Source organism: Paenibacillus sp. FSL H8-0332, assembly GCF_037963835.1.
GTDB lineage: Bacteria > Bacillota > Bacilli > Paenibacillales > Paenibacillaceae > Paenibacillus_AQ > Paenibacillus_AQ rhizoplanae.
Window position 1 is genome coordinate 2,079,133 of sequence record NZ_CP150145.1, and the last position, 23,114, is coordinate 2,102,246.

General features: G+C 53.8%; 13 protein-coding genes. 12 read left to right on the top strand and 1 reads right to left on the bottom strand.

The genetic code is table 11. From position 1 onward, the window contains the following. Nucleotides 1–28 precede the first annotated feature (28 nt). The 11 genes from NST43_RS08940 to NST43_RS08990 all read left to right on the top strand — a co-directional run bounded on the left by NST43_RS08940 (nt 29) and on the right by NST43_RS08990 (nt 20,439). Nucleotides 29–8,746 carry a chitobiase/beta-hexosaminidase C-terminal domain-containing protein gene (locus tag NST43_RS08940; protein WP_339223866.1) on the top strand — a complete coding sequence of 2,906 codons (8,718 nt, stop codon included), beginning with the start codon at nt 29–31 and terminating at the stop codon, nt 8,744–8,746. Nucleotides 8,747–8,776: 30 nt separating this feature from the next. Next, on the top strand, nt 8,777–9,466 hold the full coding sequence (locus tag NST43_RS08945) for a serine protease (protein ID WP_339223868.1): 690 nt from the start codon (nt 8,777–8,779) through the stop codon (nt 9,464–9,466). 156 nt (nt 9,467–9,622) lie between these two features. Then, on the top strand, nt 9,623–9,985 hold the full coding sequence (locus NST43_RS08950) for a response regulator (protein ID WP_209991136.1): 363 nt from the start codon (nt 9,623–9,625) through the stop codon (nt 9,983–9,985). Nucleotides 9,986–10,071: 86 nt separating this feature from the next. Beyond that, nucleotides 10,072–11,253 (top strand): MalY/PatB family protein, encoded by a 1,182-nt coding sequence (locus NST43_RS08955; protein ID WP_339223871.1) that lies wholly within the window; start codon nt 10,072–10,074, stop codon nt 11,251–11,253. Between the two features lie 213 nt (nt 11,254–11,466). Continuing rightward, nucleotides 11,467–12,423, top strand: a complete 957-nt coding sequence (locus NST43_RS08960; protein WP_339223873.1) for a nucleoside hydrolase — start codon at nt 11,467–11,469, stop codon at nt 12,421–12,423. 141 nt (nt 12,424–12,564) lie between these two features. After that, nucleotides 12,565–13,815: a stalk domain-containing protein gene (locus tag NST43_RS08965; RefSeq protein WP_339223875.1), complete on the top strand. Its 1,251-nt coding sequence runs from the start codon at nt 12,565–12,567 to the stop codon at nt 13,813–13,815. 167 nt (nt 13,816–13,982) lie between these two features. Then, complete coding sequence (locus NST43_RS08970) at nt 13,983–14,936, top strand: radical SAM protein (RefSeq protein ID WP_339223877.1); 954 nt, start codon at nt 13,983–13,985, stop codon at nt 14,934–14,936. Between the two features lie 77 nt (nt 14,937–15,013). Next, the gene (locus NST43_RS08975) at nt 15,014–16,033 is read left to right on the top strand and encodes a bile acid:sodium symporter family protein (protein WP_339223879.1); all 1,020 of its coding nucleotides are present in this window, start codon (nt 15,014–15,016) and stop codon (nt 16,031–16,033) included. A gap of 270 nt (nt 16,034–16,303) precedes the next feature. Beyond that, a complete protein-coding gene (locus NST43_RS08980; protein WP_339223881.1) occupies nt 16,304–18,337 on the top strand; it encodes a methyl-accepting chemotaxis protein in 2,034 nt (677 codons plus the stop codon). A 386-nt stretch (nt 18,338–18,723) separates the two neighbouring features. Further along, nucleotides 18,724–18,999 carry a CD3324 family protein gene (locus NST43_RS08985; RefSeq protein ID WP_209991123.1) on the top strand — a complete coding sequence of 92 codons (276 nt, stop codon included), beginning with the start codon at nt 18,724–18,726 and terminating at the stop codon, nt 18,997–18,999. Between the two features lie 450 nt (nt 19,000–19,449). Beyond that, nucleotides 19,450–20,439, top strand: a complete 990-nt coding sequence (locus NST43_RS08990; protein ID WP_339223883.1) for a phosphotransferase — start codon at nt 19,450–19,452, stop codon at nt 20,437–20,439. A 451-nt stretch (nt 20,440–20,890) separates the two neighbouring features. On the opposite strand, the gene NST43_RS08995 is transcribed toward NST43_RS08990, so the two are convergent. Then, nucleotides 20,891–22,168, bottom strand: a complete 1,278-nt coding sequence (locus NST43_RS08995; protein WP_339223884.1) for a histidine--tRNA ligase — start codon at nt 22,166–22,168, stop codon at nt 20,891–20,893. Nucleotides 22,169–22,455: 287 nt separating this feature from the next. Between NST43_RS08995 and NST43_RS09000 the strand changes: the two genes are divergently transcribed. Beyond that, nucleotides 22,456–23,109 carry an HD domain-containing protein gene (locus NST43_RS09000; RefSeq protein ID WP_339223886.1) on the top strand — a complete coding sequence of 218 codons (654 nt, stop codon included), beginning with the start codon at nt 22,456–22,458 and terminating at the stop codon, nt 23,107–23,109. Nucleotides 23,110–23,114 lie beyond the last annotated feature (5 nt).

Here is a 23,114-nt window from a genome sequence, read left to right on the forward strand (position 1 = left end):
ATCACAATACTATTCAGGTGGTGTCAATATGGCTTTGAAGCGAAAATCATGGATAGGTTATCTAATAGCACTGGCGGCAATTGTCGTTGCCGCAGTGGCCGGAGGCATCATGGCCAAGGCTGATCCGCAGACCTGGGACAGCGCGGCTAGGACCGAGTGGTACGTGCCAACGAATGATACCTTCAAAATTAAGACTGCTGAAGAGCTGGCAGGTGTAGCCAAGCTCGTCAATGAAGGTACCGTAAACGGTCTAAGCGGTAAAATTCTGGAGATTACGGACAATCTGAATCTCTCAGCTTACCAATGGGTGCCAATCGGTACGGCCGAGCATCCCTTCCGGGGAACATTAATCACAGAAGGCGGATTAATGAAGAAGATTAACGGTTTGAATGTAGTAGCGAACCGTTCCTACCAGGGCTTAGTAGGGAATATGCAAGGCGGTACAGTAGGCGGCCTGATTTTTGAATCAGGCACCATCTCTGTGACCGGAGTAACCTATGATGTCTATGCAGGCTCTGCTGTAGGTAAAATGAGCGGCAGCAGCATTGTGTTTGACATTACCAATGATATTAATATCACTTCGGACGCTTCTCCGTACCACTCCTACACTGGCGGTATCGTCGGGATGGGCGAAGGGATGATTTCGAACTCTGTCAATAATGGAACGGTGACAGCGTATGGTTCAGCCGATGTTGGCGGAATTATGGGCTATGGCGATTCCCGAGGCATCATCATCAAAAAAGTGGTCAATAATGGAGCGATTCTTGCCCAAGGAACGGACAGCTCCGTGCTTACCGCAGGCGGGATTGCAGGTCACACCACAGGACCGCTTCGTCTAAATGATGAAGACACTCCAATCATCAATACGGCGGCTGTTACTATTGCTGGCGGAAGTCAGGTTGCGGCAGGCGGGGTTGCCGGTAAAGTAGACAACACCGTCGTGTTCTCCAACATGACTACCAATAATGGCGCAATTACCGTTAATGCAGCAGCGGCAGTGAACTCGGCAGCCGGGGCGCTGGTTGGTGCAACAGGTACGGTAGCAAGCGAAGCAGTTTCCATTACGTTTGTGAATACAGCGCCGGTTATCAATAACGGCGGCAAAAATGTATATACTGGCGGTATTGCCGGATATACCGGCAGTACATTCACCTGGACGAATCCTTATGTGAATACACAGAAGGTAACTGCAACAGGATCAGAAAATGTAGCTACCGGCGGATTCGTCGGATATGCCGCAGGCGGGCTGGTAACCAGCAACGCTACGGCAGGGGTATTTAAGAATGCAGAACTGATCTCAGTTAACGGCGGCACAGGAGTCTACACTGGCGGGATTGCCGGTTATGATGCAGGCGGGAACATCACCCAGACCTCTTCCACAGGCGAACTGAAGGTTAAAGGTACTGCGAATGTATATACCGGCGGTACCGTGGGTTACGAAATTGGCGGAACCATTGCATCGTCAGTGACCGGCAAGACTGCAGCGGGTCATCTGAATATCACTTCCGATGGTACCATCGGCGGAATCGTTGGTTATCTGGAAGGAACCTTGACTAATTCTTCTATTAAATATGCAACCTTGCAGGTCACTTCCGCAGGCGGCGTTGTCGGCGGAATCGCCGGTAACGCACAGGGTACGGTAAGCGGAGTTACTGCCGGAGATGCTGAATCGGCAGGCTACAGCACTTTGGTGCTTCAAGCTGTGGTAGCGGACGCGGCAGACGGGCAGGACAATATCACGTTCGGCGGACTCGTGGGTGTGAACACGAAGCCGCTGACGCTGACGGGCAGTAAGGCCTCGCGGATCAGCTTCTTGAATGAAGCCGGAAGAAGCGGGTATATCATCGGCGGCGCAGCAGGTAAGCTGAATGCTGATGCGGTAATCGGGTCTACCGCTGTGCCTGTGCAAGTACAGGATATCCGCACAGAGCTGAAGGCCGACAAGGTGAGCTTCGGCGGCGGCGCAGGGCATAACTCAGCTGCCCAGTTCAACGGGCACACGAATCGTATTGAGATTAAGGCTACAGGCGCTTCGGTAAAAGCCGGCGGTATGTTCGGCGAGAACCATTCGGCCGCAGCCACTCCGTTCAATCATGCGGAGAATGTAGTTATCACTGCAAGCGGTGCGGATAACCAGCTTGGCGGGAATACCGGCTTCAATGCCGGACAGCTGGTTAACGCTACAGTGACTCAGTTGTCTATTCAAGCAAAGGGTGTACGCGCTGAAGCGGGCGGAACCGCCGGACATTCCGAAGGTTCAGCGACGCCTGAAGCACGTGCAGGCATTGCATCCGCTGTACTGAATGTTCCCGGTGCTGAACCGATGATTACGCTGACAGCGGCGGATGCCAAAGCGGGCGCGATCGTAGGTGCGGCTGTGACAACGGATATCACAGCACCGGAAGTGAATGCGCAAGATGGTGCGCTGATGCTCATCCAGGCGCAAGCAGCGAAGCCGTCTGTCGGAGGCCTGGCAGGTACCCTTACGAACAGTACCATCAGCAGTGACAGCAAAGTCGTCAATGTAGAGAATATGCTCATTCTGGCAGGGCCAGCGGCTACAGATGCCTATGTTGGCGGTATTGTAGGCTACAATGAGTCCTCCAGGCTGGACCGTCTGGTAGGATCAGCGATTAGTCTGACGCTTAACGCACCGCGTGCTACTGCAGGCGGGGTGGCCGGATATAACCACGGCAGTGCTACAGGTATTATTGTGGACACTTATATCAGTGGTCTGAATCTGAAGGCTAATGACGGTGCGATGTCCTCTTATGTAGGGGGAATTGTGGGCCTCAATGCGGCTCAGAGTGTTGATCCGGTGCTGAGTCCTGCAACCTCGGTCAGTACAATTCAGAATACCCGGACACTGGGTACGGTCTCAGCGACTTCCGCAAATGCCATTGTGGGCGGTATGGTTGGTGAGAACCGTACGCTGATTGCCAACAACAGTATTACCGATAAAATCTCAGTCATTTCCAGAGGCAATTCCTCCATCATCGGCGGTCTGGCCGGTGTCAATACGGCATCAGGAACACTCTACTACACGTACTCCAATGCGAACCTGACCATTGAAGGGACAGGCACACATGCCGGAGGATTAGTAGGCAGCAATGCCGGTGCAGTCATTGGCTCTTATGTAGATATTGATGTGACGGGCGATGCACAAGGAACATCAAGCGGTTCGGTCTACTTAGGCGGACTGATCGGCAGAAACACAGCCGGTACGGTGGAGCAATCGTATTCTGCTTCCAAGGTTACGGCGAAAAACGTTTATACCATTGTCGGCGGTCTGATCGGAGAGCTGTCCGGCGGAACGGTCAAGAATTCCTATGTAGCGAAAAGTGTTAACGCTGCGAACAATAATTCTTACGCCGGCGGCTTCGTTGGCAGAATTACAAACGGTAAAATAAGCAACGTCTACTCAGCAGCAGAAGTTAATGTAGCGGAGAAAAAGACCGCTTATGCCGGCGGCTTCGCTGGACGTTATGATAATGCAAGTAAAGAACTGCTCTACAAGTCTTACTATATTAAAGACGAAGGACTGAATATCAACCGGGATCTGCCTGATTTCGCAGAGGGCAATCACCGCTGGCTGAATGTGCATGTCCGGCTGACCACCATTCTGTCGGAGACACTGAAGGACAGAACGGTATTCCCGGGCTTGTCGGGCTGGGATTTCGAGGGAGCCTGGAAATACGGCTCGCTCAGCGCGGCATACCGCTATCCTGAAGTCAACCGCACTGCCAATACCGGCGGCGGAGACAACGGCAATAATGTGAATGCCAATATCAACTGGTACACGAAGGATAAGGATGCGATCGGCTTCGAGATCACCTCGGAGGCTGAGCTTGCCGGTCTGGCGGGAATTGTCAACGGCACGATTGCCGGTGTGGAGCCATTCGGCTTTAAGGACAGAACCGTGACCGTGCTTAATCCGATCCATATCCAATCCAAGCAGTGGGTGCCTATCGGCGACAAGGAGGCTAGTCCGTTTGAAGGAATGTTCGACGGGAAAAGCCTGCTAATCGACGGCCTGACCCTGCAGCCGGTATACACACATTCCGGGCTGTTCGGAATCATTGGAGCGAATGCTACAGTGCAGAATATGAATCTTGAGCCGCTCGCGGTTGGCGGCAACGGCTACACCGGCGTACTGGCCGGGACGAATCTGGGTACAGTCAAGAATGTCGACCTTAAGCTGCTTGGCGGTGTGAAGGTCAGCGGCAGCTTTGTCGGCGGCATCATCGGCCAGAACTCAGGCAGTGTTGCCGGTCTGCAGCTTACGCTGGACGGCGGAAGCCGGATTGAGACGGTAGCTGAAGGCGGCATCGCCGGCGGTCTTATCGGCGACAACACAGCGGATATTACAGCTGAGACTTATGTCATTCACGATAAGGACGGCAGCATAGGCAGCGCGGCTGACCATGCCGTTATCGGCGGGGTTATCGGGGTTCAGAATGGTAATGTGACAGGTCTGGCCCATGAAGTGAATTCCAGATACCGTATTTCCTCTACGGGAATGGAAGCCACGGTTGGCGGACTGGTTGGACATTATCAGACCGGTCACGCTGAAGGACTGACCGTGAGCTTTGCAGACGGTACGCTGGAAGCACGGGGCCTTGGCTCTATCCTTGGCGGTATGATCGGTCAATCCGATCAAGGGAACAGCATCCGCAATATAATAGTAACCGGCTCCGGAAGCGGCATACATCTGACAGCTAATGGTACGGCTGGCGGTGTTGTGGGCGCGAAGGTAGGCAGACTCGGCGGAATGCTGACCCGTTCTGTGGATAACGGCAGCAGCTTCGATATTGAACATGCAGCAGTATCAGGCGTGAAGCTGGCTACAACAGGCGACAGCTTGAAGGCTGTGCTCGGCGGGATTGCCGGAACAGCTTCCCGGACGGCAATCAATGACGCCCGGTTCAAGGCTTCTCTTACGGCCGCAGGTGAAGTAATCACTGCCGGAGGTATTGTGGGAGAGAGTGATAACTCCATCATCTACAATGCAGATTCGTCACCTGAGCTTCAGGCAGCGGCGAAGAGCGGCGAGGTTGCTGTCGGCGGGATCGCCGGAACGATCTCAGCGGACGATATCAATCAAGGCTTTGATTTTGGCAAGGCATATCCGCTGTATAAAGGGATCTATATTGCCAAGGTTCATGATGGCCAGATCACAGTTACTGGAACAGACCATCGTGCTGATCTCTATGCAGGTGGTTTGACAGGCAAGAATAAGGATGCTTCCATCTATAGCTCTGAGGTTGCCTCCGGTCTGAAGGTAAGCGGCGGTAATACTGTGAGTGCAGGCGGAGTAGCCGGATACAGCAATGGTATCATTGTGGATACCCTTGTCAGAAGCGGTGTGAACGCAGACAACAGCAGAGTGATCAATGCCGGCGGGCTTGTCGGCTGGGGAGACGGCGGCGAGATTCATTACAGCAAGGTCATCTCCGGCTCCGGCCAGTCCATCACTGCCGGATCGGCGGTTACCCTGGGTGAATCAGTACCGGCGACACGCGTCGGCGGGGTGATCGGTATGGCCGATCATGTACTCATTACGAATACCCATACGGATATTCCGGTAGTGATCACAGATACCAATCAGGATAATACGCTGTATGCCGGCGGCTTTGCCGGACTCCTGGGTGAGAACGGAACGCTTGCCGGACAAATTCAGAAGTCTTATGCCACAGGCAAGCTGAATGTCAGCGGCAGATTAGGCTCTTATGTCGGCGGTTTCGCGGGTTCTGTAGATCATTACTCGATCACAGATTCCTATGCTTCCGGTGACGTAAGCAATACCGGCTTCGATACACGCAGCGGCGGCTTCGCAGCAGCAGTGGAGAGAAGTGGAAGTATCAGCAAGTCTTACGCACTTCAGAGCAAGATTGCTACCGTTGGAGTGAAGTCTTCGACCCGCTCCTATAACGGCGGCTTCGCCGGATATAATGACGGAACGCTAACCAGCGTGTATGCCAATGTGCCGCAGATCACTGCCGCAGTTGCAGGAGACAATGTCTATATAGGCGCACTGGTCGGCTACAACTTCCGGGACGGCAAAATTCTTAGCTCATCCTATACAGGCACACTGGATGCTGTAGGCCGTAATTCGGGTGCAGCCGCAGCTGCCGTAAGTACAGCAGCAGTTGATCCGCTGGCTTCAGGACTCTGGAGTATCGACTATGATACTACCTTCCTGAACGACCTGACGGATGGGGCCATTACAGTGCAGACTCCGCTGCAGCTCGCAGGGGCAGTCATGTTCTATAACGAGACAGGACTGAATTATTACAAGCTGTTCAACAGAACGGCTGAGAACAAGCCGGAGCTGGCAACGATCCTGCTTGGGGCAGATATCGATCTTGCCGGACGCTACTGGACGGCATTTGACAGCTTCACGGGTGTGTTCAACGGCCAAGGCCATACTCTAAACGGACTTTCTCTGAAAGCCTCCGGCCAGCAGACTGCCGGATTCATCAAGGATAACCGTGGACAGCTCCTGAATGTGAGCTTCACCGGAGCCGATATCTCCGGTGCAGTGAACGCAGGTGTTGCTGCCGGGATCAACCACAAGGGTGCAGTCATCCAGAATGTGAAGGTCAGCGGTTCCGTGACTGCCAGTGCTGCCGCAGGCGGGGCAGTGGGCGCGAATCAGGGTACCCTGGAGAAGGTCACGAATGAAGGTGTGACCCTTGCCGGAGCGGGCCGGATTGGCGGCATTGCCGGAAGCAACGCCGGTGTGATTCACCAGGCTGTATCCAAGGGCAACATTGATGTATCATCTGCACTGGCCGCAGGCGGAATTGCCAGTGAGAACAGTGCAGAAGGCTCCATCACTGAATCAATGGCCTATGGCGATATCCGTGTAGCTTCGGCTCAGGCAATCGCTGGCGGGATCAGCGGACTGAATGCGGGAGAGATCAAGAACAGCTACTCTGCCGCCACGGTTATCGCCGAAGGCATGTCTACTGCATGGGCAGGCGGAATTGCCGGTCTGGCAGAGAGCGGCTCCATTACTTCTTCCCTGAACACCGGAGAAGTGAAGGCTGGAGTGAAGGGCAAGATTCAACCGCTGCAGGCTTTCTTCGGCGGGATTGCCGGACAGAAATCGGACAATGCCACGATCAGCGGCTCCTTGTTCAACAGACAAATGCTGAAGAATAATATTGCTTACTACAATCTGAATGGTCAGGCAGTGGCCGGGGGCAGCAGCGGTGCAACTGGGCTTCTCGGCACAGAGCTTACTGGCGCGAATCTGCCGGCAGGCCTGGATGCAGGAATCTGGACAGCACGCAACACCTTCTATCCAGTGCTTGTAGCCTTTAACGGAACAGACGAAGGGACTCTGGCTTCTGCCGCTGTTATTCTGAACCCGCAGGATCTGGTAAACCGCGTGGGTTCGGCATTCCACATGAGCAGCGGCGGAGCACTCTCCTGGAGCGCTGATCCGTCCAAGGCTGTAGTGAACGGTACAACCGGCAGCCTGATATCAGGCGGCAGTGCAGTGCTGAAGGCAACCGCTGGAGGACAGAGCAGAAGTATTGCTATTAATACAGCTGCATTCCAGTATCCGAGCGCGGCAGTAGCACCAACTGCAACTCCTGCAGATAAGAACTTCACCACTGAAGTGAAGGTGGAGCTGGTAACAGGTGAGCAGGGAGGAAGCATCTACTATACACTGGACGGTACAACACCTACTGAGACCTCCCAGGTGTACAGCGGACCTATCGTTCTGAAGAGCACAACAACGGTTAAAGCTGTTACCATTGCTCCTGGAAAAGAGTACAGCCCGGTTGCAGCCTGGACCTGGACGCTTGTAGTCCCTAATCCCGGCACGGGTTCCGGCCCTGGCGGAGGCGGTGGTGGCGGTGGCCTGGCAGCTCCGCTTCCGAGCCCGACACCTGCAGCGGCAGCTCCTGCGATTACCGCGGTCGCTGGAACATCGACAGTAACTGGTGACAGTGAAGCTCCGGTCAAGATTGCCAAGAACAGCAAGCTGGAGCTGAAGGCTCCAGAAGGGCAGACGATCTATTACACAACGGACGGCAGCATTCCGACTACTAAGAGCACGAAATACACCAGTGAGCTGCTGATTACCAAGACTATGACGGTCAAAGCGATCACGGACAAAGACGATAAAGTCATTACCATCGAGTATGTGGTGGAGAATGCGAAGTACAGCCTGAAGAGTAACAGCAGTGAGATCAAGTATATGGCAGCCTATCCGAATGGTCTATTCATGCCAAACGCAGCCATTACCCGGTATGAGCTGATCCAGTCTCTTGCGCCGCTGCTCGACATGGAAGAAGTGAATGTAGGCAATCTGTTTAAGGATGTCAATGCCGAGAATGAAGGCCTGACCGGATTCTTCGCATCGGCCGGCATTATTGAAGGCTTCCCGGATGGCGGATTCGGCGGAACCAAGGGCTTGACCCGAGCCGAATTCTCCAAAATCATGACTACCGTGCTGAAGCTCGATGTAACCGGGGCAGGTGTGACGAAGCAGAAGGATCTGCGCGGACACTGGGCAGAGAAATACGTGAATGCCCTGTCGCAGGCGGGATATGTGCAAGGCTTCCCTGACGGAACCTTCAAGCCGGGAACACCGATTACCCGTGCGCAGGCCGTAGTGCTGATCAACCGGATTGCCGGCACGAAGAAGCTGACGGTAACCTCTGTACAGTTCAAGGATCTTCCGGCTACCCATTGGGCTTACAAAGACATCATGTCGGTTGTGAAATAACAGAAATTCATAAGTGAAGGAGATCGGCGGATGAAAACAAAGCTGCTTGCCGTAAGCCTGGTCCTCTCATTGATCTCGGCGATACTCTTCTATTCGGACACCACCAGTGCGGATACACCTGAGGCGTACAATGCTGAACAAAGCTATGGAATAGCGGGTAAGGCGATCTTTTATCTGCGTGTGCTGAAAAGCGACGGTACGGCAAGCTCCACCGGAACAGGAATCATCCTGTCCCCGGCGGGTACCGCAGCAACGGCGTATCATGTGGTCAAAAGCGCACAGCGCATTGAAGGAGTCATGGCGGATGGAACGGTGATCAGTCCGATTAAAGTCACGAAGTCCGACGAGCTGAAGGATGTGGCCATCCTTGAACTGCCAAGTCCTGCTGCGATGAAGCAAAAGGATAATGCCTATGCTTATCTGCCGTTGCGGGGGGACAAGCTGAGACATGGTGAAGCCGTGTATGCCCTGGGCTATCCGCTCAAGAACACAGCGATCATCACGGAGGGGATAGTCAACACTCCGGCAGCTGACATTAACGGCAGAAGCCGGATTCTAACCTCGGCCCAGGTGGCAAGCGGAATGTCCGGGGGGCCTCTGCTGGATACGCACGGCGAGCTGGCGGGTATTATCTCCGGTTCCCTGCGGACGATGAATAACATTCATTTGGTTGTGAATACGGAGGATCTGCGCAGCCTGCTGCCAGCTTCCTTCAACTAAGAAGCAATACAAGAAGCAGCTTACACTTGAAGCTGCAATATAATACCGACTATGGCTGTCCTCAGGCGTTTCTTAGCAAACGCGGGGACAGCACTTTTTTTAAAATAAGCTGTTTAGTGATCATAATTCATCCCTATGGAAGGAGGAGAAACCCGGGTGATTAAGGCCTATTTGCTGGATGTGAATCAGAAGGATCTCTATAAGCTGTCAACGATGCTTCAGCATACAGGCAAGGTGAATGTGATCGGCATGTCTGCTTATCCCGAGAATGTTGTGGACCGGATTGTTCAGCTGCAGCCCGATGTGCTGTTTCTGGATCTTCAGCTGCCCGGCCACCAAGGAGTCGTCGTAGCCGAGCTGGTGAAGAAAAAGCTGCCGGATATTCAGATTGTGGTGGTCACAGAGACGAAGCAGCATGCCCTGTGGGCCTTCGACCAGGACATTGTGGATTATGTGCTGAAGCCGCTGGAGGAGGTCCGGTTGGGCCAGTCTCTGGAGCGGCTGCGCAAAGGAAGCTGAAGCAGGCTGGTTCACGGAATCAAGATGCCGGATGTCTCTGCCCATGGTACAATGTACGGATAAGCAGAAAGGATGGGTGATTTTAGTTGAAGTACGATTTTAACCGGATTATTGACCGCCGCAATACCCGTTCCTACAAATGGGACCAGTCCGAAAAGCTGTTCGGAGACAAGGAGATTCTTCCGCTATGGGTGGCAGATATGGACTTTGCAAGCCCTCCTGCGGTACAGGAAGCGATTCTGCGCCGCGTACAGTCAGGAGTATACGGCTATAGCGTGACAGGCGACTCCTACAAAGTGGCGATTACCGGCTGGTACCGCAGACGCCATGACTGGGAGATTCAGGAGGAGTGGATCTCGGATTCTCCGGGAATTGTAACCTCACTGAGCCTGTCTGTGGAGCTGTTCAGCCAGCCGGGAGATCAGGTGATTCTGCAATCGCCGGTCTATTATCCTTTCTATGATGTGATCCGGATGAATGACCGCAAGGTGGCGGTGAATCCGCTGAAGCTGGAAGCAGGCCGGTATGTCATGGATTACGTTCAGCTGGAAGAGCTGATGGCCGGCGGCGCGAAGCTGCTACTGCTGTGTAACCCGCATAATCCGGGCGGCAGAGTATGGGAACGGGAGGAATTGCTGCGTCTGGGCGAGCTATGCCTGCGGTACGGGGTAACGGTCATCTCGGATGAGATTCATTGCGACATGATCATGCCCGGACACAAGCATATTCCGTTTGCTTCCCTGTCCCCAGAATTGTCAGACATTACGCTGACTACACTAGCGGCTACCAAGACCTTCAATCTGCCGGGACTGCAGACCTCATATATCGTCACCTCTAATCCGGAGCTGAAACGGAAATTCGATTATAAGCTGAAGACGCTCAGCCTGCATATGTCGGCGTTCTTCTCGCCGGAGGCTGTGGAAGCGGCGTATAACGAAGGCGAAGAATGGCTGGATGAGCTGATCCTGCACATTAACGGCAATGCTGACTACGCCATCTCCTACCTGGCCGAGCATCTTCCGCAGGTGAAGCCGATGCAGCTGGAAGCCACCTATCTGCTGTGGATCGACTGCCGGGCGCTCGGACTCGATGCGGACGGGCTCAAGCAGCTGATGTACCGTGAGGCTAAGGTAGCCTTCAATGAAGGGTCTGTGTTCGGTACAGAAGGCCAGGGTCATCTGCGGATCAATCTCGCCTGCCCGCGCTCCCTGCTGGCTGAAGCGCTGGAGCGGTTCGTCAAGGCTGCGGCGGCTTATGTAACTCGATAATCTGTAATGAAGAATCCGTCGCCTGATGAGGCTGGCGGATTTTTTAGTTTGTGAACAACCGAATACATTGTACCTTTCGCCAGTCTGACACTTCTGTACTAGACTCTATTTTCTCCTTAAACTCCATATTGAGCCGAAGATAACCCCATGTTAAGATGAGCAGTGCGGCTAGGCAGAGAGAGCAAAGCTACTATAAGGAGTGGAGAGATAGAGATGAGTAACAGCACAACTAGAATCATCATCGATTGTGACACAGGAATAGACGATGCACTGGCCATATTATATGCGCTCCGGGCGCCGGGTGTAGTGGTTGAGGGAATTACGACCGTGTTCGGCAACATAGATGTGCAGCAGGCCGCGGATAACACGCTGCGGCTGCTTGAGCTTGCGGCTCCGGGCTATGAAATTCCGGTAGCGCTGGGGGCTTCCCGGGCGCTGGTGCGCGAGCTAACCGGCTTCTCCACCCATGTTCACGGGGAGAACGGCATTGGCGGCGTTCAGTTGCCTCCTTCCCGGCAGGTACCGGTTCAAGAGACGGCAGCGGAATTCATAACGCGGATGGCGGATGAGCATCCGGGAGAGCTGGTGCTGGTGACGCTTGGGCGGCTGACGAACCTGTCGCTTGCCCTGGATCTGGACCCGCAGCTGACCTCCAAGCTGAAGAAGGTAGTGGTCATGGGCGGTACAGTCTTTAAGCCGGGTAACGTCACACCGGTGGCTGAAGCCAATCTGTGGGGCGACCCGGAAGCGGCTGACCGCGTGTTCACCTCAGGGCTGCCTATAATGATGATCGGGCTGGATGTGACACTTCAGACGCGGATTACTTCTGAGCATGTTGAGCTGCTGAAGCGGCATGGACGGGAAGAGAATAAGGCGCTCATAGACTTCATGGAAGAGTCGCTGGCGTATTATTTTAAATTTTACCGTGAGGCGAACTATCTCATTAACAGCGCTCCGCTGCATGATCCGCTGGCCCTGATGGCTGCCTTGCAGCCGGATCTAGTAGCCTGCCGCCGGATGAAGGTCCGTGTAGAGCATCAGGGGGCGTTCACCTCCGGTATGGTCGTAGCAGACTTGCGGGCCCAGCCCAAAGAAGGAGAATTCATCGAAGTGGCTGTAGAGGTGGATGCTGAACGGGCTGTCGGTGTCTTTTTGAGCGTGTTCATGTAAGTGTAAGGAGAACCCCGGACGGGTGAGTCTGCAATGGTTACAATCTCTTCATTTGCTATATTTATCTAGTTTGCTAGAATAGTAGGGGATGTAAGGTTGAGAGATTCATAATCTATTTAAGAGAATGGGGAACCTACTTATATGAAGCATTTGGCCAAAATAGTATTATGCGCAGCGATCTCACTCGGCAGCCTCTCGGCACTTCCGGCAAGTGCGGTCCATGCTGCACCTGCGGGTGTCAATATCATGCTGGACGGTTATCCGCTGCCATTCCCGGTGGAGCCGGTGATGATGAACGGAACGACCATGGTGCCCTTCCGCGCCATCTCTGAAGCCCTGGGAATTCAAGTGGAATGGAATCAGAAGGCCCGCATAATCACAGCCACCCGGAAGGACGCCGCTAGTGCTGCACCAACCGTAGTGGTCCTGACCCTCGGCAGCAAAAATGCAGTCGTGAACGGGACGGTAGTGAAGCTGGAGGTAGCGCCGCAGGATATCCGCGGGACGACGATGCTTCCGCTCAAATTCTTCAGCCAGCAGTTTGGGGCGGCAGCCTCCTGGGATCAGGCGTCCAAGACCGTATCCATAACCTCCCCGAAACGGGACATGTATACCTTGGGCTTCTACGCACAGAAGGCCTACAGTGAGGTCTCGCTCATTCCAAGCTTCGATGCGGTTGCTTTTGGCTGGGCGCGGATTGACAAGAACGGCCAGTTCACCACCACCGGTAAGGATTTCTGGTGGCCGGAGGCGGCAGGCGAGGTAACGCCGGAATCGATTGTGCAGAATGCGGCGGCGGGAGGGACCGCTCCCTACCTGATGATCTATTCCAGTGACTCGTCACTGGAGCTGAGCAAGAATCTGGAGGACGCGCAGCTCCAGCAGCAGACGATTGCCAGTATTGTTGAACTTGCTTCCAGCAAGGGCTTCAAGGGCATCGGACTGGATCTTGAAGGCCTGGGGCTGACCGGGGATAAGGCGCAGGTACAGAGCCAATATAACGCTTTTGTCAAAAATCTCTCCACAGCCGCCCGCGCCGCCAGCCTCAAGCTGACTGTCATTCTGCATCCGCTGAACAGCTCCTATAAGGGCTATGACTACAAGACGCTGGGGACACTTGCGGACGATCTGGTTATCATGGCTTACGCCTATGAAGGGGAGACCGGGCCGGAGCCGATGAATAAGGTCGATGAGAGCATCCGGCTGGCGCTTGATCAGGTCAGCAAGGACAAGCTGATTCTCGGGATATCGGTCTACAGTGAGAACGAAGCCTCCGTCAATGCCAAGATCGGCCTGGCTAAGCGTTACGGCCTCAAGGGAATTGCGATCTGGCGTCTGGGGATCATCGGCCAGCCGGTGCTGAACCGGATGGGAGAAGCTATCGAGCTGTAGGTTAATCTATCTTAATGAAGACTGCTGTATGGTGAGCCTATAACCGTGCAGCAGTCTTTTTGCAAAGTTCAAATATCAAATGTCACATTAACCTCGCGGGCTTACCTGTATAATTCTATAGTTAACTTTATTGCGAATGTGCCAACATCCAAGGAGGACTATAGAATATGAGTACGAAATATAAAGCACTGGAACTGGATAAGCCGATGACGTATGAGCTGGAAGGGCTGGAAGTCGGCGTGACCTCGAACTGCAATTTCCGCTGTGATTACTGCTGCGCTTACAATAGAAATGACGGCCAGACCCTTGACGGTAAGGAGGTCATCCGCATTCTGGAGGAGCTGCCTAATCTTAAGCGTGTGCGCCTGTCGGGCGGAGAGGTTACACTGAAGTTTCAGGATTGCGTGGAGATTGTCGCCTATTGCACTTCCCGGGGCATTCAGACCCAGCTCAACTCGAACGGCAGTCTGCTGAATGAGCAGCGGATCGGGCAGCTGGTGGACGCAGGTCTGACCACGATTCATATTTCTTTTAATTTCACCACGGCTGAGGGCTTCTCGCGGTATTACAACATTCACACCAGCGTCTATCACAAAATCAGAGAGAATATCACCATGTTCGCCAAAACAAACGTGAATGTCGTTCTGGAGACACTGCTGTTCAATGAAACACAGGATCATATGCAGGAAATCAGCGAGCATGTCTATTCTATGGGCGTAAGAACGCATGAAATCCAGAATAGTATTATCATGGGACATACCGGCTGGAAGGCCATTGCTGCCCGGGAACAGCTGAAGAATGCCGTCAATGAGCTGATTGCGCGGAAGCCGGAGGATACCACTCTCTACTTCACCTGTATGGACCGGTTCATGGACGCGATGGGCTTCGAGGAGCAGCCGGGCGTCTATTTCCCGCATTGCATTGAAGGCATGAAGCAGCTTCATCTGCACGGCAACGGCGACATTCTGATCTCCGAGCTGTGCCACCCGGTCATTATCGGCAATATCTATAACGGAACGAAACTGAAGGACTTGTACAACAATATGCCGGCACCGCTGTCGGACTATCTGGAGAAACGGCCTTGCCCGGCACTGGACGCCTTGTTCCCGCAAGGAGTATAGATCCGTTAACGGACTTGAAGCAGAGATAGTCAGTGCAGCGGCTTATGATGGCAAAGTTAACATGGGGGATGAGATACATGCTAGGTGCAATAAGACGCGGATTAATATCATCCAACCGTGTGCTGGAGCGGATTATGCCGCTGCTTACACCCGCAGCCATCGTGGTTGGCGTGCTCAATGAGGGGTCCCTGCTTCCGTTAACCTGGCTGGTGCCATGGATCTTCGCCGGTATGACGCTGATTGGCAGTCTAAAATCCAATTTCCGCGATCTGCTTGCTGTGCTGGTCAAGCCGCAAAAGCTGATTATTCTGCTGGTCATCCTTCATGTGGTAATGCCTCTGATCGGCTGGCTGGCCGCGATGCTGTTTTTCCCGGGCGATCCTTATACGGTTACAGGGTATGTGCTGCTGTTTGCAATTCCAACCGGGGTGGTCAGTGTAGTCTGGGTATCCATGCATGGCGGGAATATCGCGCTTACGCTGGCCCTGATTCTGATCGATACGCTGTTATCGCCTTTGATTGTACCCGCTACCCTCTATGTGCTGATGGGCGCAAGCGTACAGATGGACGCCGGTGAGATGATGCGGGGCCTGCTGTGGATGGTGGTGCTGCCTTCCGTAGCTGGGATGCTGCTGAATCAATTCAGCAAAGGCAAGATTAGTGCTGTCTGCGGCCCGCCGCTTGCCCCGTTCGTCAAGGTGGGCTTGTTCATCGTGGTCTCGATTAATGGGGCCAGCATTGCCCGGTATCTGAAGCATCCGGACGGCAAACTTTTTCTAATTATCGCGGTTACCTTCGTTACGGTTGCGCTCGGCTACGTTATTGGAGCATTCGTCTCACGCCGCCTGCACTATGATCATGAGAGCTCCGTGGCCGTACAGTTCAACTCCGGCATGCGTAATCTCAGTGCAGGCGCAGTGTTGGCTGTGCGCTATTTCCCGCCATCTGTGGCGTTACCCGTAATCTCCGGTATGCTGTTCCAGCAGATTCTGGCCGCCTGCTCCGGCATGTTCATCCGCAGCAGGGTGAGACGGCGGCAGCTGGCTGATCCATTGGCTGACCGGCTGGCTGCTCCAGCTTCATCCCACAATTCGTAGCACTCTTACTGAATAGAACCTGTGTATGCGAACCCGCTGTTCCTGTTCATGCCGTAGTCTGCGGCGTTACAGGAAGAGCGGGTTTCGTAGTATTTGGAATGAAGTGTAATTTTCATGCTACCATTCGACAAAAATCGATAATATTTCTGAAAATACTACAAGGAATATTCATTATTTTCGAGGAAAATCCGATAATAATTGTAATAAAGTAAGCATTTTGGCTGATTAGAAGCGAGTGGATAAGAAAAGGGCGGAAGGAAGTAGAAAATCATGAAGATTCGTATGAAGCTATCCGTTATGATGATTGTCGTTACACTTATTTCTACAGCATTAATGGGGATTTTTACGTATACCAAATCCACGGGCACCATCATGAATCTGACCGAATCTTCCATGGCACAGGCGGGCAGCAACAAAGCGCAGACCATTGCCGCCATGATTGATAAAGAGAAGCGGAGTATGCAGCTGGTAGCCGGGGACAGCGAGATTGTGCAGCTTTTGACGCAGGCTGGTAATAACGGCTTGAGCGGCGGGAATCCCCTCCAGAATCAAGTGAATGTGAAGCTTCAGGGTCTGGTGAAGGATGCAGGCAATCTGGAGCATATGTTTGTGGTTGATCTGAAGGGAACGGCGGTAGCGGATAGCGATACCAAGCTGGTGGGCGACAACTTCAGCGATAGAAATTATACGAAGAATGTCTTGAAGACCGGGATGCCTGTAATCAGCGAGACGCTGAAATCCAAGTCAACAGGGGCTTATATTCTGGCTTTTGTCCATCCTGTGGTTAGCGGAGAGAAGATGATCGGGTTCGTCGCTTCGGCGGTTAGGGCGGACAGTCTGGTGACCTATCTGGCCGATGCCAAGGTGGCGGGTGCCCCTTCCTCGTATGCCTATCTAGTGGATGAAACGGGGAATACGCTGTACCACCCCGACGAGAAGAAGATAGGTTCACTAGTGGAGAACGAATCCATCAAAGCCGTGGTCGAGCAGGTGAAGGCGGGGCAGACGGTACCGGACGGGAATGTAGAATACACTTTCAACGGAGCCAAGAAAAAAGCTACTTACACCGTGCTCCCGGAGACGCAGTGGACCTTGGTGCTGACCGGAGATGTGGACGAGGTGCTGCAGCCGGTGAGCGAGATGACGAACTTCATTATGCTGCTCGGCCTGGGAAGCCTGCTGCTAACCCTGCTGATCGGGACTACGGTGGCTACCCGGATCTCCTCGCCAATCATCAAGCTCACGGAGCTGGTGAACCGCACGGCAGAGCTTGATCTCAAGTATGATAATCAATATGAATATTTGACTAAAAATAAAGACGAGACAGGAACCATTGCTAAGGCCATGTTCAGCACCCGCGCGGCGCTGCGTGAGATGGCGGGCAGTCTGATTGCGATCTCCTCCAAGGTGCTGGACAATGCCGAGACGCTGGAGAAGCTGTCGAACGAGGTCAGAGAGAATGCGCATGATAATTCAGCCACGACTGAGGAGCTGTCCGCAGGGATGGAGGAGACGGCGGCTTCTACCGAGGAGATGACGGCGGCGATTCACGAGACCCTGAGCAATGTCAGAATGATCAGCGCTAAGGTAAAAGAAGGCTCCGGGGTATCGGGCCAGATTACGCAGCGGGCCCTGGAGCTTCAGCATGATGCAGTAACGTCCACCGAGAACGCGAAGCAGATCTACAGCTCGGTCCGCAGTGAGATGCAGAAGGCGATCGAAGAGTCGGGAGCGATCCACGAGATCAACGTATTGGCTGATACGATTCTTTCCATAACAAGCCAGACCAACCTTCTGGCCCTGAATGCAGCGATTGAAGCCGCACGTGCAGGCGAGGCGGGCCGGGGCTTCGCCGTGGTGGCCGGGGAGATCCGCAAGCTCGCGGAGAAGTCCTCCGAGACGGCGTCAGGCATTCAAGAGGTGGTCAAAAATGTCTATGCCTCCGTGGAGCAGATGACCCAGCATTCCGAGGCCGTACTGAACTTCATCGACCGCAATGTGCTGGGCGATTATGAGCGTCTGACCGAGGTCAGCCAGCAGTACAATGATGATGCTGCCACGATTAACGGGCTGATGAACCAGTTCGAGGAAGCGGCCGATCACCTGAACGAGACCGTCTCCAGCATTGCTATCGCTGTCAATGAAGTGGCGGCTACCGTGAACGAGGGAGCCATCGGGGTGCAGGATATCGCCGAGAAGACGGCGGATATTGTGGAGAAGACCTTCCATGAAGCCACAATGGCCGACGAGAATACGCAGAGCGCTAAGGAAATGCAGCAGCTGGTTGAGAAATTCAAAATCTAAACTCGTTTCAGCAGATCTTTACCTGGGCTTCATCTGTTTTTAAGCTTGAGGGGGTATAGTACTCACATACCCCCCTTTAATATAACTTTTGACCCCGCCGGACGCCGGCGGGGTCCCTTTTTGTCTGATCATACTAGATTCGAGATTTGTGCGGGAACCCTGTGCCTGGTATGCTATAGTCAATATAAGCTAAGTCAGATACTGGAAGGAGGACGCATCATGACAAGATTAATGCTCAGCTCTACGCAAAGTCTATGGATCGGCAGACAGCGGTTATTGTGTAGAGCGGACAGCTATTCTCCGCTGCAACGTTTGGCCGGATAAGGTTCTGTGCTATAGACTTTGCTGCCTTTATAAGTTGAACAACTTAAGAGGAGCGGAGCTATATGAAATATGTAAATGCAGACCTGGTATTACCGCAGCAGCTGCTGCAGGAGGTTCAGAAATATATGCAGGGCGGGATGCTCTATATCCCGAAGCCCGAGGGACAGCGCAAGCGGTGGGGGGAGAATTCAGGCGGAAGATCCTATCTGAGCGCCCGGAACCAGTCCATTCGTGAGCATTATGCCAGCGGATTGAGCGTAACCGAACTGGCGGAGCAATTCTGCCTGTCGGGCGACAGCATTAAGAAGATTGTATATGGAAGCAAGCAGAGAGGGTAGTGGTCTAAGGGCGAGTAACTTAGCCAATTCTCCTTGTGAGATTCAGCCTAAGCTGGCTTCGATTGTACTATGTACACTAGATTCCTCTGCTAAAACCCCTCGAAAAATAGCATCTGCTGCACTCTGTACAGTAGAATTTTGCGCAGGCGGCCTTTTGGAGCATAAATGCAGAAATCTAGTGTATGAAATACAGGAAATACAATCGCAGCGTTCACACACAAGTGCTAACACACAAGCGCCCATACACAAGCGCCCATACACAAGCGCTCACGCCTAGAACTCAATCTGATCCACCTTGAACAATGAGGCTGTCCCAAGAAGTCGCGTTATGACTCTTGGAGCAGCCTCTTTATTTTGTGCAAAAGTCAGGTTATACCTGTCTATTATCTATGTCTGCCGCCTCCGCCAACCCTATAATGAATGCAGACATCCATATTAGGGGGCAGGAAGATGAAAATAGAACCGGCAACAAGGGATATAGTACTGCAGGCGCTTAAGGCATATGACTTGAATTGGACAAAAGTTGAATATATTAAACAGTCCGACAGTATCACGTTCAAGGTAGAGACGGAAACAGCGGGGAAGCTGCTGCTGCGGATACATGGCGAACGGTGCAGCCGGGCAGAGATTCTGTCGGAGCTGGAGTGGCTCAGCCATCTCAGCGGGGCAGCGGAGCTGGTTGTCCCCGTGGGGCTGCGCGATTCAAGCGGCAGTTATATCCTGGAGACTGGCAATGAAGCGGGCGGTGTAGCGCAGCAGCTTAACTATGTTACCCTGATGCGCTGGGTCGAAGGGGAGCATTCAGAGGGTAATCTGCCGGATGAGCAGCTCTACGCTGTAGGCGTTATGCTGGCGAGGATGCATGAAGCAGGTGCGCAGTTTGTTCCATCTGCGGAGTTTACCCGTCCGGTGTGGGGAGCGGACAGCTTCCGTAAGGAGTGGGAGAAGCTGGAGAAGCATCATTCGGCTATGGTCCCGGAATCGGGGTGGAGGCTGTATCAGGCTGCCGCCGTGAGAATCCTTGGGGAACTCGAAGCCATGACGCTGGACCCCGGCAGCTACGGCCTGATCCATGGTGACCTGCACTTTGGGAATGTGGTATTCACGGAGGGTCAGCCCCGGGCGATCGATTTCGGCCTCTGCGGCTACGGCTTCTACCTCCATGATCTGGCCGCTGCTCTGCTGGAGCTCTCCACGGAGCAGCGCAGGAGCCTAATTCGAGGCTATAGCAGCGTCCGTGCGCTGGAGCCAGATTATGAACGGAAGCTGGAATGCTTCTTTGTCAAGATCATGATTGGGAACTACAGCCACCACATCTCTAATCCCGACGAACTCCCCGGCTTGCGCGAAGAACAGCCTTATGCGCTGGCCTATCTTAGAGAGTATCTGGCAGACTCCAGGTTTCTGTTCAAGAGGATTGAACCTGTGGTGATAGAGTAAGGTGCGGCGTGCTGTATTCCAGTTCATCAAGCTCCATAATGAGGAACAGTCCTGCATAAAATGCAACATTGCACATTCCCCGGGGCTGAGCTGACGGAATTCCTGCCCAAATTGCAACAATGTGTGTTCCTCAAGTGCTAATTGGATGGGATTCCTGCAAAAAGTGCAACAATGTGCGTGACCCGGGGCCAAACTGACGAAACATCCTGCAAAAAGTACAACAATTAGCTATCGGCATCAATAATTTGAGACTGGCGGGGCGCGGCATGAACACACTCGCCTGTCTGGCGGGATATATGGGGCTGGGGCCAGCACATTTCCCGGGGGCCGCGCTGATGGAATCCTGCCCGAATTGCAACAATGTGTGTTCCTGAGGTGCTAACTGGATGGAATTCCTGCCCAAAGTGCAACAATGCGCGCTCCACGGGTACTAACCTGATGAGATTCGGAGTCACCCCGTAATCAACTGAACCGCCTCCGCCACTGTAACCAGCCTCTCGCTCTGCGAATCCATGTCCTTCAGCCGCAGCTTCTCCTCAGCGGCCTCGCTCTCGCCAACCATGATGACATAGCGGATGCCCTTGGCTGCGGCTGCGGCCAGTGTTTTTTTGAGCTTGCGCGTGCCGGTGTCCACGCCTGTGCGGATGCCTGCGGCCCGCAGGGCAGCGGCAGCAACCAGAGCCTGCGGCAGATATCCGCCGATGGGAATGATCAGGACACCGGAACGGTCCGCCGTATCCGCCGGGCGTTCGTCCAGCAGGGCCATGATCGACTCCATCCCGAAGGAGATGCCGACTGTAGGATACTCTATATCGTCGCGCCCGACGAGCTTCCCGATAATGGCGTCATACCTGCCCCCGCCGCCGAGGCTTGCGGTATAGCTGCCGGAAGCATCGAAGATCTCATAGACGGTGCCGGTATAGAAGGAGAGTCCGCGCGAGAGAAAAGGATCGAAGACGCACACATCCGCAAGTCCAACCGCATCAATCAGCTGCTGCAAGGCTACTACCTCAAGCGTACCGGGATGCCCGTCCAGCTTATATCTCTCCACCAGTTGCCCGAACCCCGGATTCTCCAGCTCCAGCAGCTCCGAAATCAGCCGGACCGTCTCAGCAGTCAGTTGCTTGTCCGTCAGCTCTGCCAGCACACCGCCGCTGCCGATTTTGGCCAGCTTGTCGAGCGTCAGCATCACGGACAGCTGCTCCTGTGGCGGAACGCCGACCGCTCCGAGAATCTCGCCCAGGAAGCGGCGGTTGTTCCACTTCAGCACCACCGGGATATCCAGTCTGCGGAAGACTTCCGCGGCCAGCTGCATCAGCTCGGCTTCGGCCTGCGGACCGGCGATGCCGACCACATCAGCGTCACATTGCAGGAACTCGCGCAGGCGGCCTTTTTTGACCGGACCATCGCGGAACACCTTGCCGATCTCGTAGCGCCGGTATGGGAACACAATACCCGGATTCATAGCAATCACCTTGGCAAAAGGGATCGTCAGATCGTAACGCAGCCCCAGTCTGCGCCCGCCCTGATCCGTAAGCTGGTACATCTCGCGCAGAATCTCATCGCCCCCGGCGTATTTGGAGGTCAGCAGCTCCAGCTCATTCAGCAGGGTCGTATCCATCGACTCGAAGCTGTACAGCTCGAACAGCTCCTGAAGCGTAGTCCGCACCTTCTGGCGGATGGCCTGCTCCCGGCCGAAATAATCATAGGTTCCTTTAATATTTTGCATAATTAGCAGCTCCCTTGTATGTGGATTCGGTGAAAATAAAAAACGCGCCGGACCCCGTGGTCCCGCGCGCTTCAATATGCCGCAGGGAGGTCAAACGCGAAATGCGCTAGCCCTCCCTGAATGAAATCAGGTGTGCTAACGCCGCTTGTGATGATGAAGTTGATTCGGTATGATGGACAGGCGGTTCATGTGAATCAATTCCCTTCAGCTTTTGATTACAGCACATTATAGCGGATCAGGAGCAGCAGCGCAAGACCTGCATTATTAGTCATAAAGGAGCAATTATAATGGATTATATACATCTCATAACGGCGGCAGAGAATTTCGCCAAAGAGCAATTAGGCCAGGATACCACCGGCCACGACTGGTTTCATACCGACCGGGTACGGAATACAGCCGCTCTAATCGCAAGAATGGAAGGGGCGAGTGTGGTCATCTGCACGATCGCCGCCCTGCTGCATGATGTAGCAGACGAGAAGCTGAATCCCTCCAAGGAAGCAGGCCTGCTCAAAGTACAAACTTGGCTCACCGCACATCTGCCGGATGAAGCTGCGTGCGAGCAGATCATGGAGATCATCGAGACGATGTCCTTCAGAGGCGGCGGGGGAGCTCTGATGTCTACACTGGAAGGACAAATCGTGCAGGATGCGGACCGTCTGGATGCGCTGGGGGCGATTGGCATTACGCGGACGATGGTTTTCTCCGGAGCGAAGGGACGTCCGGTCTATGATCCCAAGATCCCTCCCCGGGACGAGTCGCTGAAGGAGGAATACCGTGATTATTCCAAAGGGACGGCGGTCAATCATTTTTATGAGAAGCTGCTGAAGCTGAAGGATCTGATGAACACTTCGTACGGGAAGCAATTGGCGGAGGAGCGCCATCAGTTTATGCTGGTTTTTTTGGAGCAATTTTATAAGGAATGGAATCAAGGGGCAGAGTAGGTGTT

What these genes read in the sequence shown, in the direction of transcription:
- NST43_RS08980 (WP_339223881.1), top strand. Translation starts at nt 16,304, where the DNA reads ATGAAGATTCGTATGAAGCTATCCGTTATGATGATTGTCGTTACACTT.
- NST43_RS08990 (WP_339223883.1), top strand. Translation starts at nt 19,450, where the DNA reads ATGAAAATAGAACCGGCAACAAGGGATATAGTACTGCAGGCGCTTAAG.
- NST43_RS08965 (WP_339223875.1), top strand. Translation starts at nt 12,565, where the DNA reads ATGAAGCATTTGGCCAAAATAGTATTATGCGCAGCGATCTCACTCGGC.
- NST43_RS09000 (WP_339223886.1), top strand. Translation starts at nt 22,456, where the DNA reads ATGGATTATATACATCTCATAACGGCGGCAGAGAATTTCGCCAAAGAG.
- NST43_RS08945 (WP_339223868.1), top strand. Translation starts at nt 8,777, where the DNA reads ATGAAAACAAAGCTGCTTGCCGTAAGCCTGGTCCTCTCATTGATCTCG.
- NST43_RS08995 (WP_339223884.1), bottom strand. Translation starts at nt 22,168, where the DNA reads ATGCAAAATATTAAAGGAACCTATGATTATTTCGGCCGGGAGCAGGCC.
- NST43_RS08970 (WP_339223877.1), top strand. Translation starts at nt 13,983, where the DNA reads ATGAGTACGAAATATAAAGCACTGGAACTGGATAAGCCGATGACGTAT.
- NST43_RS08985 (WP_209991123.1), top strand. Translation starts at nt 18,724, where the DNA reads ATGAAATATGTAAATGCAGACCTGGTATTACCGCAGCAGCTGCTGCAG.
- NST43_RS08975 (WP_339223879.1), top strand. Translation starts at nt 15,014, where the DNA reads ATGCTAGGTGCAATAAGACGCGGATTAATATCATCCAACCGTGTGCTG.
- NST43_RS08940 (WP_339223866.1), top strand. Translation starts at nt 29, where the DNA reads ATGGCTTTGAAGCGAAAATCATGGATAGGTTATCTAATAGCACTGGCG.
- NST43_RS08960 (WP_339223873.1), top strand. Translation starts at nt 11,467, where the DNA reads ATGAGTAACAGCACAACTAGAATCATCATCGATTGTGACACAGGAATA.